This window comes from Rhodococcus sp. IEGM 1354 (assembly GCF_030056855.1).
In the GTDB taxonomy this organism is placed as follows: domain Bacteria; phylum Actinomycetota; class Actinomycetes; order Mycobacteriales; family Mycobacteriaceae; genus Rhodococcoides.
Genome location: NZ_JASHKT010000004.1, coordinates 1 through 18,444, shown reverse-complemented (window position 1 = coordinate 18,444; position 18,444 = coordinate 1). Strand labels below are relative to the sequence as shown.

18 protein-coding genes and 1 tRNA gene are annotated in these 18,444 nt (G+C 65.0%); 1 reads left to right on the top strand and 18 read right to left on the bottom strand.

Features of this window, described 5'->3' with window-relative positions; translation table 11 throughout:
• Positions 1–11: 11 nt before the first annotated feature.
• Positions 12–419, top strand: a complete 408-nt coding sequence (locus tag QM588_RS09905; RefSeq protein WP_283312914.1) for a DUF6461 domain-containing protein — start codon at positions 12–14, stop codon at positions 417–419.
• 382 nt (positions 420–801) lie between these two features.
• Here QM588_RS09905 and QM588_RS09900 read toward each other — a convergent pair.
• From QM588_RS09900 to QM588_RS09815, 18 genes are all read right to left on the bottom strand, one after another.
• Positions 802–875: transfer RNA gene (locus QM588_RS09900), tRNA-Pro, on the bottom strand.
• An 85-nt stretch (positions 876–960) separates the two neighbouring features.
• Positions 961–2,409 (bottom strand): ribosome biogenesis GTPase Der, encoded by a 1,449-nt coding sequence (gene der / locus QM588_RS09895; protein WP_032372373.1) that lies wholly within the window; start codon positions 2,407–2,409, stop codon positions 961–963.
• Positions 2,406–3,089, bottom strand: a complete 684-nt coding sequence (cmk, locus tag QM588_RS09890; protein ID WP_032372372.1) for a (d)CMP kinase — start codon at positions 3,087–3,089, stop codon at positions 2,406–2,408. Before cmk ends, der begins: the two co-directional genes overlap by 4 nt.
• Entirely contained in the window at positions 3,089–4,270 is a 1,182-nt protein-coding gene (locus QM588_RS09885) for a pseudouridine synthase (RefSeq protein ID WP_080729250.1), read from the bottom strand. The genes cmk and QM588_RS09885 overlap by 1 nt, the downstream gene beginning before the upstream one ends.
• Positions 4,271–4,282: 12 nt before the next feature.
• Positions 4,283–4,966: an SMC-Scp complex subunit ScpB gene (scpB, locus tag QM588_RS09880; RefSeq protein ID WP_032372371.1), complete on the bottom strand. Its 684-nt coding sequence runs from the start codon at positions 4,964–4,966 to the stop codon at positions 4,283–4,285.
• On the bottom strand, positions 4,963–5,799 hold the full coding sequence (locus QM588_RS09875) for a segregation and condensation protein A (RefSeq protein ID WP_032400675.1): 837 nt from the start codon (positions 5,797–5,799) through the stop codon (positions 4,963–4,965). The genes scpB and QM588_RS09875 overlap by 4 nt, the downstream gene beginning before the upstream one ends.
• On the bottom strand, positions 5,796–6,815 hold the full coding sequence (locus QM588_RS09870) for a ParA family protein (protein ID WP_027497212.1): 1,020 nt from the start codon (positions 6,813–6,815) through the stop codon (positions 5,796–5,798). The genes QM588_RS09875 and QM588_RS09870 overlap by 4 nt, the downstream gene beginning before the upstream one ends.
• A gap of 110 nt (positions 6,816–6,925) precedes the next feature.
• On the bottom strand, positions 6,926–7,840 hold the full coding sequence (xerD, locus tag QM588_RS09865) for a site-specific tyrosine recombinase XerD (protein WP_032372369.1): 915 nt from the start codon (positions 7,838–7,840) through the stop codon (positions 6,926–6,928).
• Between the two features lie 5 nt (positions 7,841–7,845).
• Positions 7,846–8,481, bottom strand: a complete 636-nt coding sequence (locus QM588_RS09860; protein ID WP_032400674.1) for an NUDIX domain-containing protein — start codon at positions 8,479–8,481, stop codon at positions 7,846–7,848.
• Positions 8,478–10,211, bottom strand: a complete 1,734-nt coding sequence (locus QM588_RS09855; protein ID WP_027497215.1) for a CTP synthase — start codon at positions 10,209–10,211, stop codon at positions 8,478–8,480. The genes QM588_RS09860 and QM588_RS09855 overlap by 4 nt, the downstream gene beginning before the upstream one ends.
• Positions 10,212–10,366: 155 nt before the next feature.
• Positions 10,367–11,314, bottom strand: coding sequence for a copper transporter (locus QM588_RS09850; RefSeq protein ID WP_032370606.1), 948 nt, complete (start codon positions 11,312–11,314; stop codon positions 10,367–10,369).
• A complete protein-coding gene (gene steA, locus QM588_RS09845; protein WP_032366203.1) occupies positions 11,311–12,495 on the bottom strand; it encodes a putative cytokinetic ring protein SteA in 1,185 nt (394 codons plus the stop codon). Before steA ends, QM588_RS09850 begins: the two co-directional genes overlap by 4 nt.
• A gap of 84 nt (positions 12,496–12,579) precedes the next feature.
• A complete protein-coding gene (gene recN / locus QM588_RS09840) occupies positions 12,580–14,349 on the bottom strand; it encodes a DNA repair protein RecN (RefSeq protein WP_283312902.1) in 1,770 nt (589 codons plus the stop codon).
• Between the two features lie 2 nt (positions 14,350–14,351).
• Positions 14,352–15,317, bottom strand: a complete 966-nt coding sequence (locus tag QM588_RS09835) for an NAD kinase (protein WP_283312901.1) — start codon at positions 15,315–15,317, stop codon at positions 14,352–14,354.
• Entirely contained in the window at positions 15,314–16,141 is an 828-nt protein-coding gene (locus QM588_RS09830; protein WP_283312899.1) for a TlyA family RNA methyltransferase, read from the bottom strand. The genes QM588_RS09835 and QM588_RS09830 overlap by 4 nt, the downstream gene beginning before the upstream one ends.
• Position 16,142: 1 nt before the next feature.
• A complete protein-coding gene (locus tag QM588_RS09825; protein WP_283312897.1) occupies positions 16,143–16,385 on the bottom strand; it encodes a hypothetical protein in 243 nt (80 codons plus the stop codon).
• Positions 16,386–16,449: 64 nt separating this feature from the next.
• Complete coding sequence (locus tag QM588_RS09820) at positions 16,450–17,439, bottom strand: HAD-IIA family hydrolase (RefSeq protein WP_283312896.1); 990 nt, start codon at positions 17,437–17,439, stop codon at positions 16,450–16,452.
• Entirely contained in the window at positions 17,436–18,317 is an 882-nt protein-coding gene (locus QM588_RS09815; RefSeq protein ID WP_222088851.1) for a tetratricopeptide repeat protein, read from the bottom strand. Before QM588_RS09815 ends, QM588_RS09820 begins: the two co-directional genes overlap by 4 nt.
• Positions 18,318–18,444 lie beyond the last annotated feature (127 nt).

The following is an 18,444-nucleotide window of genomic DNA, read 5'->3' as shown; positions in this document are numbered from 1 at the left end:
ACCGCTCACGAGTGGGGAATTTCGGTGAGCGCGGTTGGGGAATTTCGCTGAGCCTCGTCATCTCGGCGGCTATGTCCGAGATCGTCACGACCCACGACGTGGTGTGCCACGGGGCGGACAGATTCGAGTGGTGGTCGCGGGGTGTCAAGAGAATCACGTTCGAGCCACTGTTGCCGCAGTCGGACCTCGTCGGAGTACTCGCCGACCGCCAGGCACCTGATGCACGCGCCCAGATCATCGCCCTCATAGGTGAGGTGGGCGGAATCGATCTCGACGAGACGCAAGGAAGAGAATTCCACCACGTAGCGGGATCGTTCGCACTCGCGGAACGACTCACCGGTATCCGAATCACACGCGAGAAACTCGAGACAACGCAGTTCACCGTCGCAGTCGCTACGCCAGCCCGACTGCATTGGTGAACATTCGATGACGCGCTTCACTGGTCGAGCGTCATCGATGCGACCCGTCTTGGCCTGCGAAGCATGCGATTTGCAGGGTTGACATCAGCCATCGCCCTGCCGACTGAATTACTCGACTTTAGCGTCTGGATCGCTGGTGCGGACGCGCCTGGCTGACCGCTGCCAGGGCTCGATCGATACTTACGAGTGATTGATCCGGCATGCCAGACTCGCGCTATAGAACTGTCCGCATCTTCGACTCAGCTATGGCGGTCGAGGCGGACGTCTGTGGACTCCGAAGTCACCAGGGAACGAGTAGTGACACTGAGCGACACGGAGCCCTGTTTTCGAACGGAAAAGACGGCTCCGAATTGCTCCGGAACCGTCTTTGAACTGCTCTGTGTCGGGCTGACAGGATTTGAACCTGCGACCACTTGACCCCCAGTCAAGTGCGCTACCAAGCTGCGCCACAGCCCGCCGCACCTCGAAAGGCGCTTGCTGAGATTACCCCAGCCCTACCCCTGAGAGGAAATCGCCTGCTCAGGGGCGGGGTTGAACTAGGTCAGCGGTTGTTGCCCTTGCCCGGCCGTTCCCGCTTCTCGCGGATACGTACCGAGACGCGCACGGGGCTGCCGTCGAAGTTGAACTCTTCACGCAGACGCCGCTCGATGAATCGGCGGTAGCCGGCCTCGAGGAAGCCGGTGGTGAACAGTACGAACGTCGGCGGCCGTGTGCTGGCCTGCGTCGCGAACATGATGCGCGGCAGGCGTCCGCCTCGCATCGGCGGCGGAGTGGCCGCCACGACCTCTTTGAGCCACGTGTTGAGGCGTCCGGTGGGGACACGCTTGTCCCACGACTCGAGAGCCGTTTCCAGTGCGGGAACCAGCTTCTGCACAGCACGGCCGGTGTGCGCCGAGATGTTCACCCGCTGGGCCCACGGCACGCGCGCGAGATCGCGGTCGATCTCTTTCTCGAGCTGCTGACGACGGTCGTCGTCCACCAGATCCCACTTGTTGAACGCCAACACCAATGCGCGGCCGGCATCGGAGACCATGCTGAGCACGCGCAGATCCTGCTCCGAGATCACCTGTGAGGCATCGAGAAGCAGAACCGCAACCTCCGCTGCCTCGATCGCGGACTTGGTGCGCAGCGACGCATAGAACTCGGCGCCGCTGGCATGGCTCACGCGCTTGCGCAGTCCAGCGGTATCGACGAATCGCCATGTCTTGCCGCCCAATTCGACCAACGAGTCGACCGGGTCGACGGTGGTGCCGGCAACATCGTGCACCACCGAACGCTCGTCACCCGAGAGCTTGTTGATCAGGGACGACTTGCCGACATTCGGCTTACCGACCAGAGCGACACGTCTCGGTCCCCCACCGGGGATACCTTCGCGCGGAGTCTCCGGCAGGGCCTCGAGCACACGGTCGAGCAGATCACCGGTACCGCGGCCGTGGGTGGCGGACACCGACAACGGTTCCCCCAGACCCAGAGACCACAGTGCGGCGACCTCGGACTCGGTGCGACCGTCGTCGACCTTGTTGGCCACCAACAGAACCGGAGTCTTCGACCGACGCAGCACTCGTGCCACTGCCTCGTCCGTCGTCGTCGAACCAACGCGGGCATCGACGACCAACAGGATCGCGTCGGCGGTGTTCATTGCCAACTCGGCCTGGCGCGCAACGGACTGTTGCAGACCCTTGGCGTCGGGCTCCCAACCGCCGGTGTCCTGCACCAGGAAGCGACGACCACTCCAGTTCGCCTCGTACGACACGCGATCGCGAGTGACGCCCGGGACGTCCTCGACCACGGCCTCACGTCGTCCGATGATGCGGTTGACGAGCGTCGATTTACCGACGTTCGGGCGGCCCACCACGGCGAGAGTCGGTACGGCAACGGCATCTTCGCCGTCCTCACCCTCGTTGAGGTCGACGTACTCCCACTCGCCCTCATCGCTCCACGTTCCGTCGCCCGCGGTTTCCGCTGCGCCGGAGAAGAATTCTTCACTCACTGGACTGCTCCACTTCTGTCGTTCACCACGAGCAGCAAACGCTCGATCACGCCGTCGAGATCCAGCTCGCTGGTATCGACGATCACCGAATCCTCGGCGGGACGAAGCGGTGACACTGCCCTCGTCGAATCTGCGTGATCGCGGCGTTGCACGTCCGCGAGCACGGATTCGTAGTCGTCGCCGCGACCTTGTTCGATGTTCTGTTTGTTCCGCCGTTCCGCGCGCGCCTCCGGTGAGGCCGTCAGGAACACCTTCACGTCGGCGTCGGGAAGTACGACGGTGCCGATGTCGCGACCCTCCACCACAATTCGCGTCGACGAGCTGGCGAGGTCGCGCTGCATCTGCACCAAGAGCTCACGCACCGCAGGCACCGCGGACACAGCCGAGACGGCTTTGGTCACTGCGTCGCCGCGGATTTCGCCGCTGACGTCCTCTCCGTCGAGCAAGACGGTCTCCGACAGTGGATCCTTCCCGATCTCGAGGGGAAGGGCTGCAACAGCTTTCGCGACTGCGTCTGCATCGGTGGGCTCGACGCCCGAACGCAGCACCCATACCGTTGCGACGCGGTACATCGCACCGGTGTCGAGGTAGCTTGCTTCGAGTGCCGATGCGAGCCGGCGCGATACCGACGACTTACCGGTGCCCGACGGCCCGTCCATCGCCACGACGAGCGCACTCATCACAGGCCTACGGATTCGTAGAGCTTGCCGATCTCGCCGCGGCCGAGAACACGCAGTGTTCCGGGGCGCTGATCGCCGAGCACGATGTTGCCGACGTCGGTACGCACGAGGCGTCCCACCGGAAATCCGACCTTGTCGAACAACCGGCGCACGATGTGCTTGCGGCCCTCGTGCAACGTCACCTTGACGAGCGACTTACCGTCCGAGATATCGAGCAGCTGGAAGCCGTCGACCTTCACCGGGCCGTCGTCGAGGGTGACGCCTTCGCGCAGCTGCTTGCCGAGCGTGCGGGGAATGGTGCCGAACAGAGTCGCGAGATAGGTCTTGGACACCTCGTACGACGGGTGCATCAGCCGGTGAGCAAGGTCACCGTCGTTGGTGAACAACAACAGTCCCTCGGTGTCGGCATCGAGTCGCCCGACGTGGAACAGTCGCTGGCCCGCCTGCACGCGCTCGGCGACGATATCGCCGACGCACGGACGACCCAGATCGTCCGACATGGTGCACTGCCATCCGCGCGGCTTGTTCATCGCCAGATGAACCAGTTCTTCCTTCACGACGACGCGGGTGCCGTCGACGCGAACGACGGCGATGTTCGGGTCGATGCGGATGCCCTGCTCGGTGACGATGCGTCCGTCCACCTCGACGCGGCCGTCGGCGATCAGCTCCTCCGCGGCCCGACGCGACGCGACCCCGGCCTGCGCGAGCACCTTCTGCAACCGAACACCCTCACCGGCAGGCACGTGCTTGCGCGGGGACGAATCGGTGTACTGATGCTTCGCCGGCTTGGCGTTGCTGATGGTGGTTGCCGGAGCCTGCTTCTTCTGCGGCTTCGGCGGCTTGGGGCGCGACGGCTTCTTGCGGGGCACCGCGTCGTTGCTGCGGTCGTTGATGCCCGTCTCGACGGGCTTGTTCTCGAACGATTCCCCCTGCTCGACGCCTCTGCGCGGGGCCGGTCGGCCACCGGTGCGGGGAGCGCCTGCGCGTGGTCCCCCGGTGCGAGGGGCACCGGTTCGGGGTGCACCAGCGCGGGGAGCGCCGTCCCGGGGTGCGGCGTCGCGGGTGCGATCTCCGCGGCGTGCGTCACGCGGGGTGTCCGACCGACCTGCGGTGGGCTTCCTGCGTGGGTCTTGTCTCTTGTTACGGTCCGGTGTGCCATCACGGCGAGCGGGCTTGTTCACTTGTCTTACCTATCAGTCGTCCGAGTCGAGCTCGGCTGCCGGATCGGGTTTCGATCCGCGGTTCTTGGTGGAGCGGGTCGTTCTGGGGTCGGTGTCCATGCTGTCACTGATCTCGTCGATCAGGTCCACTCCCGGCAACAGCGGTGCCAGTTCGGGTAGATCACCGAGCGATGCGAGCCCGAGCCGTTCGAGGAACAGCTCGGTGGTGCAGTACATCGTGCCGTTCGTCTCCGGGTCCGTTCCTGCTTCGGAGATCAGTCCACGGGCGAGCAACGTACGCATCACTCCATCGACATTGACTCCACGTACGGCGCTGACTCGTGCGCGGGTCAACGGTTGACGATAGGCGATCACGGCCAGGGTTTCCAATGCTGCGCGTGTGAGCTTGGACCGAGCGCCGTCGAGAAGCAGCCGTTCGACGTACGGCGCATAGGCGGTTCGGGTGTAGAAACGCCACCCGTCACCGGCGTAGCGGAGGTCGATTCCGCTGCGGCGTTCTGTCAGTTCCGCGGCCATCCGCTTCAGCGCGGCACGTACGCGGGCCACCGAAGAACCGACGGCCGATGCCAGTTGCTCGTCGGAGGCCGGAGTGTCGACGATGAGCAGAACCGCCTCGAGTGCCGACGCGAGCGTGGCGTCGTCGAGTTCGCCTGACTCGTCGACATCCTCGAGCTCGAGTTCCGGGTCGGCGTTCATGCGTAGTCCTCTTCCGTGACCACGATGGGTCCTTCGTCCTTGCCGGTCCAGCTCACTCGAAGATCGCCGAGCGGTTCGGGTTGCTCGAAGGCGATCACTTGTTGCCGGAACAGTTCCAGCAACGCGAGGAAGCGCGCAATTATTTCGACCTGCACCTCACAGTCCTGCACGAGTTCCGAGAACGACGCCCACTCGTTGAGTCCCCGGCCCTGCAGGTTCTCGAGCAACCACTCTGCCTGCTCGGGAATCGAGACCGCATGCTGGTGAATGTGGTCCAGACCCACTTGCGGGATCGGCTTGGGCCGAAACGCTGCTGCCGCGATGTCTGCGAATCTGGCCGGGTCAACACCCAACAACACCTCGGGAATCAGATCGGCGAATCGATCTTCCACCGACACCGAGCGCGGATAACGCCGCAGCGCAGCAGCTTCCAGCTCACCGAACAGCAGGGCCACCTGCTTGTACGCGCGGTACTGCAGCAACCGGGCGAACAGGAGATCGCGCACCTCGAGCAACGCGAGATCCTCGGCGTCCTCCACATCACCCGACGGCAGCAGACGAGCCGCCTTCAGATCGAGCAACGTCGCCGCCACGACGAGAAACTCCGTCGTCTGATCGAGTCCGACATCGGCCCCGAGCGATTTGGTGAACGAGATGAAATCGTCGGTGACGGTGTGCAGCGCCACCTCGGTGACATCCATGCGGTGCTGACTGATCAGCGACAGCAGCAGATCGAACGGGCCCTCGAAGTTGAGCAACCGAACCCGAAATTTCGCCGGGTCCGCGTCGGCGGGAACCTCGATCGGGGCCTCGTCGGCAGCGTCGACCGTCACGGACCCGACCGGTAGATCACCTCGCGCGCAAGAGCGCGGTACGCCTGCGCGCCGCCGGATTTGGGAGCCCACGTTGTGATCGGCTCACCGGCAACGCTGGTCTCGGGGAACCGAACCGTGCGTGTGATCACGGTGTCGTAGACGACGTCGCCGAACACCTCGACCACCCGCGTCATCACTTCGCGCGAGTGCAGCGTCCGAGCGTCGAACATCGTGACCACGATGCCCGCCAACTTCAGCCGCGGATTGAGGCGGTCGCGGACCTTCTCGACGGTGTCGTTGAGCAATGCCAAACCGCGCAGACTGAAGTACTCGCACTCCATTGGAATGAGGACTTCGTCGGCGCACGTCAGCGCATTGACCGTCAGCAGGCCGAGCGAGGGCTGGCAGTCGATGAGCACGTAGTCGTAGCGGTCGAGAATGGGGTGCAGTACCCGTCCGAGCGTCTGCTCACGCCCCACCTCGGTGACCAGCTGTATCTCGGCGGCTGAGAGATCGATGTTGCTCGGCATCAGATCGAGATTGTCGACGCGAGTCCGCATGATGATGTCGTCGGCCGACACCTTCGCCTCCACGAGGAGGTTGTAGACCGTCAGATCGAGTTCGTGATGTGCGACGCCCAATCCCGCGGACAGTGCGCCCTGCGGGTCCAGGTCGACGAGCAGCACGCGACGGCCGTAACCGGCCAGCGAGGCACCGAGATTGATGGTCGACGTCGTCTTGCCGACGCCGCCCTTCTGGTTGCACATCGCGATGATCTTGGCCGGGCCGTGACTGGCCAGCGGCTGCGGATCGGGAACCGGCCTCGTCTTGCGACCGGTGGGCCCGAGCTCGTTCGGAGCAGGAATGATGTCGCGTGTCTCCCGACTGGATTCCGGTTGACGTGTATGGAAAAGAGCGCCATCGCTGTGCGGATGAGACGGATGCGTTTCGCCGGTATCGGGGGTGACGGCGGGCTGCACGCCCCACGACGGTTCCGAGGCTGACTCCGCCGCTGGCGGCTGCGGTGTCGACACGTTCCAGCGCTCCCCTGTCCCGTTCGTCTTCGAGTAGTTCACGCAAACGCTACCGCTTGACGCGACGGCATTGTCGTCGGACACGCTGACACACGATTGCCGACCGCGTGCTAGCGCGCTCGCGGGTGCGCACCCGCCCACACTTCACGCAACGTCGTGACGGTGACGAGGGTGTAGATCTGTGTCGTGGTCACCGACGCGTGGCCGAGCAACTCCTGTACGACACGAACGTCGGCACCGCCGTCGAGCAGGTGCGTCGCAAACGAGTGCCGGAGCACGTGCGGCGAGACCCCGGCCGTGATTCCGGCCCGCTGCGCGGAGTCCTGCAGCACTTGCCAGGCGCTCTGCCGCGACAGTCGACCACCGCGCACATTGAGGAACAGCGCCGGATTCGAGCGGGCGACGAGGCCCGGCCGACCGCGCACGAGGTATGCGTCGACCGCCTCGATGGCCGGCCTCCCCACCGGGACGACTCGATGTTTCCCGCCCTTACCGCGCAGGAGCACCGAGCGAGCCTCGGTGTCGATGTCGTCCACATCCAGACCGACGGCCTCGGAGATGCGCGCACCGGTGGAGTAGAGCAGTTCGAGCAGTGCCCGATCTCGCAGACCACGCGGCGCATCGGGACCGGCGATGGACGCCGATTCCAGCAGCGCCACGACCTGGTCGACGGGCAGCGACTTCGGTAGTCGTTTGGCCGGCTGCGGCGGCTTCACCTCGCTCGCGACGTTGCGCTCCACCATGCCCTCGGCCAGGGCAAAGCGGTGCAGACCACGCACGGCGATCAACGTTCGAGCCGCCGAACTGGCTGCGAGAGCCGGGAATTCGTCGTCGCCGCGCCGGAGATACAGCACGAACTCGGTGATGTCGTTCTCGGTCACCTTGGCCAGATCGGTGATTCCGTACCCGCTGAGAAACCGCTCGTACCGCACCAGATCGCGACGGTACGACGACACCGTGTTCGGTGCCGAACCGCGCTCGACCACCAGATGATCGAGATACGTCGCAATCTGATCGACGATCACGGTGGCTACTTTCGTGAACTCTTCCGAGACTCGAATGCCGTGGGTCGATCCGCCCACGGGGCGTCGGCCGGACGCAACTCGGTACCGGTGGCACGAGCTGCCGCCAACGCGAGCACTCCCGACACGGCGGAGGCGTTGACGATCTCCCCGGCCAACGCACGACGGACGGCCTCGTCCATCGGCACGAAGGACAGCTCGATGTCTGCTTCCTCGTCGTGTGCCTCCGGGCGATCGACCTCACTCAGATCCTCGGCGAGGAAAATGCGGACCGCTTCGTCGGTGAATCCGGGCGAGGCCAACACGTCCACCAACACCGACCATTTGGCGGCCGCGAGACCGGTCTCCTCGGCCAGTTCGCGCTGCGCCGCCAGCACGGGCTGCTCCCCCGGCTCGTCGAGCAGACCTGCGGGCAGCTCCCAGAGACGACGTCCGATGGGGTGCCGGTACTGCTCGATCATCGCCACGCGGTCCTGATCGTCGACGGCAAGAATGCCGACTGCGCCGTGATGTTCGATCACCTCTCGCTCGGCGCGACGCCCGTTCGGCATCGCCACCTGATCGAGCCGCAACGCGAGAATCGCGCCGGAGTACGGAACCGTCGAACCGAGCGTGGTGAATTCGTGTCTGGAGTTCTCGCTCATCCGACGGTCTCGGCCTCGGCGTCCGATTTTTCAGCCGCAGCGGTGTCACCGTGAATGTCGACCGGCAGCCGCTCGGCAGCCTTGTACTTCAACGCCGCGTTGATCAGTGATGCGAACAGCGGATGCGGACGGGTCGGTCGGCTCTTGAGCTCCGGATGCGCCTGGGTAGCAACGAAGAACGGGTGCACCGATGCCGGCAACTCCACGAACTCGACCAGATGACCGTCCGGGGACGTACCGCTGAAGACCAAGCCGCTCTTGGCAATTCGATCGCGGTAGACATTGTTGACCTCGTAGCGGTGACGGTGACGCTCCGAGACGTTCTCGGTGCCGTACGACGCAGCGACGACCGAACCCTTCTGCAGCGTCGCTGGGTAGGCACCGAGACGCATCGTGCCTCCGAGGTCGGCATCGCCGGCGACGGCGTCCTCCTGGTCGGCCATCGTGGAGATCACCGGATCCTTGGTATCCGGATCGAACTCGGCGGAATTGGCATCGGTCAGTCCGACCGAACGAGCCGCCTCGATGACGACGCACTGCAAACCGAGACACAACCCCAACAGTGGAATCTTGCGGGTACGCGCGAACTCGATGGCACCGAGCTTGCCTTCGATACCGCGAATGCCGAATCCGCCGGGAATGAGCACGGCATCGACATCGCCGAGCGCAGCCTGAGCCCCCGCGGGCGTCGAGCACTCGTCGGACGGAACCCACTTGATCTCGACCTTGGCGCGATGAGCGAATCCGCCCGCACGCAGCGCCTCGGTGACCGAGAGGTAGGCGTCGGGCAGGTCCACGTACTTGCCGACGAGGCCGACGCGCACGGTTTCGCGGGGCTGGTGGACGCGCTCGAGCAGTCCGCCCCAGATGGTCCAGTCGACGTCACGGAACGGCAGACCGAGCTGCCGGACGACGTAGGCGTCGAGGCCTTCCTTGTGCAGCACCTTGGGGATGTCGTAGATCGACGGGGCGTCGGGTGTGGAGATGCAGCCGTCGACGTCGACGTCGCACATCAGCGCGATCTTGTTCTTGAGCCCCGGCGGCACGTCGCGGTCGCACCGCAGGATCAACGCGTCGGGCTGAATGCCGATGCTGCGCAGTGCTGCGACTGAGTGCTGGGTGGGCTTGGTCTTGAGTTCACCGGACGGCGCCAGGAACGGAACCAACGACACGTGCAGGAAGAAGACGTTGTTTCGGCCGACGTCGTGGCGGACCTGCCGCGCCGCTTCGAGGAACGGCTGCGATTCGATATCGCCGACGGTGCCACCGATTTCGGTGATGACGACATCAGGCTGGTGGCCCTGGAGGTCGGGACCGTTCATGGCCAGGATGCGACGTTTGATCTCGTCGGTGATGTGCGGAATGACCTGCACGGTGTCGCCGAGGTACTCGCCGCGACGCTCCTTGGCGATGACCGTCGAATAGACCTGGCCGGTGGTCACATTGGCGAATCCGGACAGATCACGGTCGAGGAAGCGCTCGTAATGGCCGACGTCGAGGTCTGTTTCCGAGCCGTCCTCGGTGACGAAGACTTCACCGTGCTGGAACGGGTTCATCGTGCCGGGATCGACGTTGAGATACGGATCGAGCTTCTGCATGGTCACGCGCAAACCGCGTGCGGTCAGTAGCTGGCCGAGGCTGGACGCCGTCAGACCTTTTCCGAGCGAAGACGCGACGCCTCCGCTGACGAAGATGTGCTTGGTGTCGGAACGCGACTGAAGGCGTGACAATGAGGCTCCCGTGACGAGTCTGCAGGGCTTGCTCCTATCAGGGGGCTGATAAGAGAGGTAAAGCGTGAAAATTGGGCCTGCTACCCACGGGACTTCACGGTAACACCAGTACGTACCTCACCGCCAACGACACGCGTATTCGACGCGAGCGCCGATCAACTCACCGGCGCTCCGACGGTGACGGCGTTCGCGTTCGCTCCGGTGCCGTAGCGGCCCGAAGCACCGTCCAGCTGCTCCGCCAGGGCAAGAACCGTGGTGATCCGGCCAGCTTCACGGTCGACGTTGTCCACCGTGCTGAGCGCCGACGACAACGCCGAGTCGGCTCGCACCACTGCGATCGAGCCGTTGCCCTCTGCCGCGCCGGAACGACCTGCCAATACCGCACCTGCTCCGCGTGAATCGAGAGCTCCTGCGAAGCGAGCGACGATGGCACCTCGGTTGCCGTCCTCGACATCCGAGGCACCCGAACCGGTGACCACCACGGCCAACTGCGCCGGTGCGACCGCCCCGTTGTCATAAGCGATGAATCCGCCGCTGCGCAACGTCTCGAGAGCGAGAGACAGCTCCTCGGGGGTCGATTGCGGCTGTGCCGTCTGCGCATTGAGCAGCAACACCGAACCCAGCAGGTCGCCCGCCAGACTGCCCTGGTCGACCGCCCCGGTCCGCAACTGCACCCCGGCCGGAATGACATTGGTCAGTCGGGTGCGCAGATCGTCGCCGTTCGCCGCGGACACGAACGAATCCGTGAGCGATACCCGACCCGTGACCGTGGCCCCGGACGCTCCGATCGACCGCGTGACGCCGTCGACATCGCCGGGATCTGCGTCGGGTGTGGTGATGACCACGACACTGCGATCGACGAGGGTGTCCCGAAGTACTCGACCCGACACCGCCGCATCGAAACCGTCGGCCGAGTTCAGCTGCTCGCCGAGCTGGTTGTTGGTCGACTGCAAATCGTCGACCTGATTCTCGAGGCCCGTCTTGTCGTCTCGCAGACCCGAGACCAGTCCGCTGGACAGCAGACCCGAGCCGAGGACGATGCCGATGGCCAGCGCAACGAACACGGCGGCCAACGAAATGGCATGTTGGCGAAGCGAAATCACGAAAGCAACCCCTGGAACCACAGTGCGAATCGATTCCACAGATCGATCGCCCAATCCAAGGATTCGCCGCCGATGTTGGAAACTGCCAACGCCACGATCACCGCAACGAGCGCAGCGAGAATGAGCAGGGCAATTGCACCGCCCGACACGCGGCTTCGATACAGCGTCGCCACCGCCTTGGCGTCGACCAACTTGGCCCCGACTTTCAGACGCGTCATGAACGCGGCCGGGTTGGTGTTGCGTCGTCCGCGATCGAAGAATTCGTCCAGGCTGGCCGGGCTACCGACCGACACGATCAGCGACGCACCGTGGTGGTCGGCCAACAGTAGTGCGAGGTCCGCAGCAGCACCGGTCGCCGGGAAGGTCATGGCACCGATACCGAGATCCTGGATGCGTTCGAGACCTTGGGCGTGGCCGTCCGAATCGGCCGGAAGTACCACTTCTGCACCACATTTGAGTGTCTGCGCCGTGACGTCCTCGGGGTCGCCGACGATCAGATCCGGGCGGTGTCCCGCTTTCATCGCTGTGTCCGCGCCAGCACCGACGCCGATGATGACGGGCGAGTACTCCTTGATGAACGGCTTCAGATTCTTCAGGTCCTCCGCGTGCCCCGGCCCGTCGGCAACGATCACGACGTGACGACCCTTGAGGTCGATGTCGATGTCCGGCACCCCGACGCCGTCGATCAGCAACGGACTCTCGGTCCGAATGAACTCGATCGTGTTGCCCGAGAACGCTTCCAGATGGTCCACCAGCCCGGTCTTGGCCTCGATCATCTTGTCCGAGATCTCGGCTTCGCTCTGCTCCTCGCCCTTGGCGAGCCGACGATCGCCGGTGTAGACGCCACCGTCGTTGAGCCGGATCTTGGTGCCGTCCTTGATCTTCTTGAAGATCTCGGTGCCGGCCGAGTCGATCAAGGTGATCCCGTTGGCGACGATCACCTCGGGGCCGAGGTTGGGATAGCGGCCGGAGATCGACGGCGAAGCGTTGACGACCGCGAGCACCCCGGCCTCGACGAGCGCATCCGCCGTCAACCGGTCCAGATCGAGCTCGTCCAGAACGACGATGTCGCCGGGGCCGACCCGCTTGAGCAGCTTGGCCGTGTTGCGATCGACTCGCGCGATCCCGGTGATTCCGGGCAGCGAATCCTGGCTACGTGACAGCAGTGCCGGCATCTTCATGCCCACCATGATGACCCGATCGACAAGCCCGGCCATGGAGGCGCGCCGAAACAACTACCACACTGATCACATCAGCACCAAAAATTACAGGGCGGCTCTATCTGCGTTTGCGGTGGCCAGCAGCTCCTCGGCGTGCGCCCGACCGGTCTCGGTGTCGTCGAGCCCCGCGAGCATCCGGGCCAGTTCGACGACGCGTTCCGAGGACGACAGCGTCCGGACTCCGCTGTTCGCCGCGCCCTTCTTGGCGTCGGTCTTGTCCACCACCAGATGCGTGTCCGCGAACGCGGCTACCTGCGGCAGGTGGGTGACGACGATGACCTGATGGGTACGAGCCAGCCGACCGAGCCGACGACCGACCTCGACGGCCGCACGACCACCGACTCCGGCGTCGACCTCGTCGAACACCATTGTCGCTCCCTTGTCCGAGCCCGCCAGCACCACCTCGAGCGCCAACATGACCCGCGACAGCTCACCGCCCGAGGCGCTCTTGCTGATCGGCAACGCCTGGGCTCCGTCGTGCGCGGACAACCGGAACTCGACCTCGTCGACGCCGGTGCTACCCGCATGCAACTCCGCGCCGTCGACGACGATCGGTGCCGAGTCCGACGGTCCGGCCGGCAGCGATCGAACATCTATCTGCAGCTTGGCTTTTCCCATCGCCAGTCCGGCCAGCTCGACGCTGACGGCTTTGGACAGCTTGGTCGCCGCTTTCGACCGGGCAGCGCTGAGCTTGGACGCCGCCGCCGCGACGTCGACCGCTGCCGACTCGACACGCGCGCTCAGCTCCGCGAGCGCGTCGGCAGAGGTATCGATCCGAGACAAACGTTCGCGAGCATCCTCGGCCCATGCGATGACACCGTCGACGTCGGCGGCATACTTGCGCGTCAGGGACTTGAGCTCGGCCTGCCTGTTCAGAATTGCGTCGAGAGCTCCCGGATCCGACGGGAGGTCCGACAGATACGAGGTCAGATCGGCACCGATGTCGCCGACGACGGCCATCGCGTCGTTCAACCGGGGCAGCAGTTCTGTGAGCGCAGCATCGTCGGCATGTTCGAGACGCGATCGCGCCTCGCCCAACAGATACAGCGCAGACGTGGTGTCCGACGCCTCCTCGGTACTCCCGACGAGAGCCGCCGCGGCACCCTCGGCGGTTTCCCGCAGCGAATCGAGGTCGCCGAGCCTGCGCACATCCTCGGCGACGGCACGATCCTCGCCCGGTTCCGGGGCAAGCGAATCGATTTCTTGCAGGCCGAATTGCAGGCGGTCTGCTTCCTGTGCCAGTTCACGGCTGCGTTCGGTGCGGTCGATCAGTTCGTTGCGTGCGTCGAGCCACGTCCTACGAGCGGCGCGATACTTGCCCAGCAGGGTGGCCACCGAATCACCGGCGAATCTGTCGAGAGCCCCGAGCTGCTGATCGGGGCGCAGCAACCGCAACTGGTCGTTCTGACCGTGGACTGTCAGCAGCGAATCGGTGAAGTTCGACAGCACCGATGCGGGCACGCTTCGCCCACCCAGATGCGCACGCGAGCGGCCATCCGAATTGACCGTTCGCACGGCGATGATCGAATTGTCTTCGTCGCGTTGACCTCCCGAGGATTCGAGCACCTTCTCGACGTCCTCGATCACCTGTTCCGAGGCGGTGTCGGTGCTGAATCGACCCTCGACCACCGCGCGCTGGGCACCGAGGCGCACCCGGCCTGCATCGGCGCGTGCACCCGACAGCAAATGCAAGCTGGTGACCACCATCGTCTTGCCTGCACCGGTCTCGCCGGTGAGGACCGTCAACCCCTCGTGAAACTGTGCGCTGGCACCGGAGATGACTCCGAGGCTGTCGATCCGAATCTCTTCGAGCATCCCTACCTCGCTCTCCCCCGCCACCCGGTCACGGGCAGTTCGAATTTCTTGACCATGCGATCGGCGAACGGTGCCGAATCGAGGCGAACCCACTTTATCGGGAGTGCTCCCCGTACGACCTCGACACGTGCGCCGGCCGGCAAGCCCAACGTGCGGCGGCCGTCGCAGAACACGAAACCATCGTGGCCGCCGGCATCGATCTCGACGGCGATGATCGACTCGGGGCTGGTGACGAGCGGACGCGCGAAGAGGGCGTGGGCGTTGCTCGGAATGACCAGTATGGCTTCGAGTTCCGGCCACACCACCGGCCCGCCGGCAGAGAACGCATATGCCGTCGACCCGGTGGGTGTCGACACGAGCACTCCGTCACAGCCGAACGCGGAGACCGGGCGCCCGTCCACTTCGAGAACGACCTCGAGGACCCCGAGCCTGGATCCGTTCTCGATGCTCGCCTCGTTCAGGGCCCATCCACGTTCGACGACTTGGTCGCCTACTCGGATGGCAATGTCCAATGTCATCCGCTGCTCGATGCGGTAGTCGCCGGCCATGACCCGAGCCAGAGCGTCCTCGAGATGGTCGGCCTCGGCCTCGGCGAGAAACCCCACATGGCCGAGGTTGATACCGAGAACCGGGATGTCGGCCGCTTGCGCGAGCTCGGCCGCTCGCAGGAACGTTCCGTCACCACCGAGAACCAGAACCATCTCGCACCCGGCGGCCGCATCGGGACCGAACTCGACGACGTTGAGCCTCATGTCCGCCACGAACACATGGTCGTGTTCCTCGGTGTCCGAGGCCTCGATCCTGGACGGTTCCACTTCGTCGACGAGAACCCGCAGACAGATGCCCGCTTCGTCGAACACTTTGCCCACTCGACGCGCGGTCTCGGCAATGTCCGGCCGGCCGGGGTGTGCGACGAGAAGAATCTCCCGAACGGACTCCTGTGTCGGTGCTGCATGGGACGGAGTCACTGTGGTCCTTCCTCGATCGCGTGACGGACCAACTCGGCGACGTCTACGTCGGTACGCGGCGAACCGTCACCTGCGCCCGCCTTCAGCCACAAAAAGTACTCGACGTTGCCCGAAGGTCCCGGCAGTGGGCTTGCGGCGACCGCCTCGACGCGCAGGTTCAACGCAAGCGCGGCGTTCGCGACGTCCTCCACGGCTTCTGCCCTCAGCGCCGGGTCTCGCACGACGCCGCCGGAACCGACCCGATCCTTGCCTACCTCGAATTGAGGCTTGACCATCAACACCATGTCGGTGCCCGACGTTGAGCATGCGACGAACGCGGGAAGAACGAGCTTCAGGGAGATGAACGACAGGTCTGCAACGATGACGTCGACAGGGCCGCCGATCGTGTCGGCATCTATCGAGCGCACATTGGTGCGATCTATGACGTGTACGCGTTCGTCGGATTGCAGTCGCCATACGAGCTGGCCGTAACCCACGTCGACCGCAACGACCTCACGCACACCGCGACTGAGCAGAACGTCGGTGAAGCCTCCCGTGGAGGCACCGGCGTCGAGACACCGCGCGTTGTCGACGGTCAGACCGAGTGGCTCGAACGCGTCGAGAGCACCGAGCAGTTTGTGTGCGCCGCGGGATGCCCAGCTGATTTCGTTGTCTTCCTCGGCCACCAACAGCGGAGTGCCCGGCTCGACGGCGGTGGCAGGCTTGGAGGCCACGGTGCCGGCAATCTTCACCCGGCCTGCCTCGATGAGTTCGGAGGCGTGTTCGCGAGATCTGGCCAGTCCGCGACGGACCAGTTCTGCGTCGACACGTGCGCGACGGGCCACGTCAGGTCTTGTCGACGGTGGTCAAGGCCCGAACCAGCACTTCATGGGCCCGGTCCAGCACACTCGCATCACGCGCCAGGGCGTCCGACTCGACGGCCTCGGACTCGAGGTCCGCCTCCGACCCGATGGTGAGCTGCGCAAGCAGCGACGACACCTCGGCTCTGATGCTGTCCGGATCTGCGGACGACTCATCGCCGGCCGCGTTCGGCCGGTGTTGTCCTGGGAGTGGAATCGACGCGCTCATCGCCTCTCACGCTATCGGATGGGTCCGACGGACGCCCGCCCGCGGCCGCCTGCACGAACCCGTGTCAGCAACCCAACAGCGAGCGCAGATCAGCGAGTCCATCCCCGTCGAAGCGAACGTCCGAGAATTCCGAACCCGACCACGCAACATCGAGGACGGCGAGCAGACCCTCGAAGGAATCAATCTCGGCAGCACCCTCGAACCGCACGGTCAGGACCTCGTCGTCGATGCCGACCGTCCAGCCATCCTTGCCGGCGACCTCGGACGCCGACTCGTCTTTGTTCAGCACCCCGAGATCGATACCGATGTGCGTGGGTCGCAGGTGCTTCGGAGCACGAAGCAACTCGGGAGTGGTACTGACACCCGTGAGGACCAGCAACGACGGGAGGGCAGCTTCGTTCGCGCCTGCTATGTCGGTATCGAGCCGGTCTCCGACCACGAGCGCCGAATTGGCACCACTTCGCTCGACGGCATCACGCATGATGGGAGCCGCGGGCTTGCCTGCAACGAGGGGCTCGACGTCGGTGGCATTGCGCACTGCCGCCACCATCGAACCGTTGCCGAGAACGAGGCCGCGCTCGGTCGGAAGAGTCGCATCGACGTTGGTCGCCACCCACAGTGCGCCCGCACGCACCGCCAGCACCGCCTCGGCCAACATGGGCCACCCCGTATCGACCGAATGGCCCTGAACCACCGCAACCGGCTGGTCGTCGGCAGAGCGCACGGGCGTCAATCCGACCTTCTCGATCTCGTGCGACAAGGCGTCGGTACCGACGACGAGAACGCGTGAGCCGGGATCGAGTCTGTCCGCGAGTACTCGGGCTGCTGCTTCGGAACTGGTGACGACAAATTCTGCTGTGGTGTCGAAACCGAGTTCGCGGAGATGCTCGGCTACATCGATCGGTGCGCGACTGGCGTTGTTGGTGACGAAGTACTGCTTCTCGGAACCACCCGAGAGCGCTTCCACTGCACCCGGAATGGGGTCCTTGCCTGCGTAGACGGTGCCGTCGAGGTCGAGCAGCAGAACGTCGTGGGCGTCGCGGAGCAATGTCACCGACTGCCCCCGGACAACTCCTCGACCCGCTCTTCTGCGTCGGTTTCTCCATCGACATCTGCCGCGGCAGCGTTGAGGAACCACTTCACACCTTCGTCGACGCGACCGGCAGCAACGAGCGCATCGGCATAGACGTAGAACAGACGAGCCGCCGCTGTACCCGAGCGAGATGCGTCGAGGTCCGGGGTCTGGAGGGTGACGACGGCCTGGTCGTACTGGTTGAGATCCATACGGGCACCGGCCACGACGATACGGAGCTCCGACGCTTCCTCGCCGGTAAGCTCTCGCGCTTCGTCGCTGCGACCCAGTTCGATGGCCCGCTCGGGGCGTCCCAGTCCGCGTTCGCAGTCGGCCATGACCGCGATGAGGCCGGGTCCGCCGGCCATTCGACGTGCCGCCCGCAGTTCCGACAGAGCCTCGGCCCATTCGCCCGCGTGATACGCCGCGATTCCGGCCGTCTCACGTACGACGGCAATGCGGCCGGCTCGCTGACGAGCAGCGCGCGCGTGCAGCAGCGCCAACTGCGGATCGTCGTCGAGCAGCCGGCTGGTCATCACGAGGTGACGGGCCACAGCAGTGGCATTGTTCTTGTCCAAGCTCAGCAGATCCCGACGCACCGCCGGCTCGAGCTGGCCGGCTTCGACCTCGTCGGGCAGATCCGGCTCGTCGGGCCGCGGGGGTCGACGGTCGGACGACGCGCTGTTACCGCGACGATCGCCGGAGAACCCACCTTCACCACCACGCCTGCGGGGAGGACCGTCCGAACGACGCGGGTCGGCGCGACGGTCCTGAGCGCGGGGGTTGCGATCTCGGGACTCGTTGGGGCGATTGCCACCTTCTGCTCGGGAGGGGCGACGATCGTTGTTGTCTTCCGACACGGGCGTCCTTTCGGATTTTCGGGTACAAACGCAAAAAGGGGACCCACCAAGTGGGTCCCCTTCTTACAACGGGTGTTCGGCGGTGTCCTACTCTCCCACACCCTGTCGAGTGCAGTACCATCGGCGC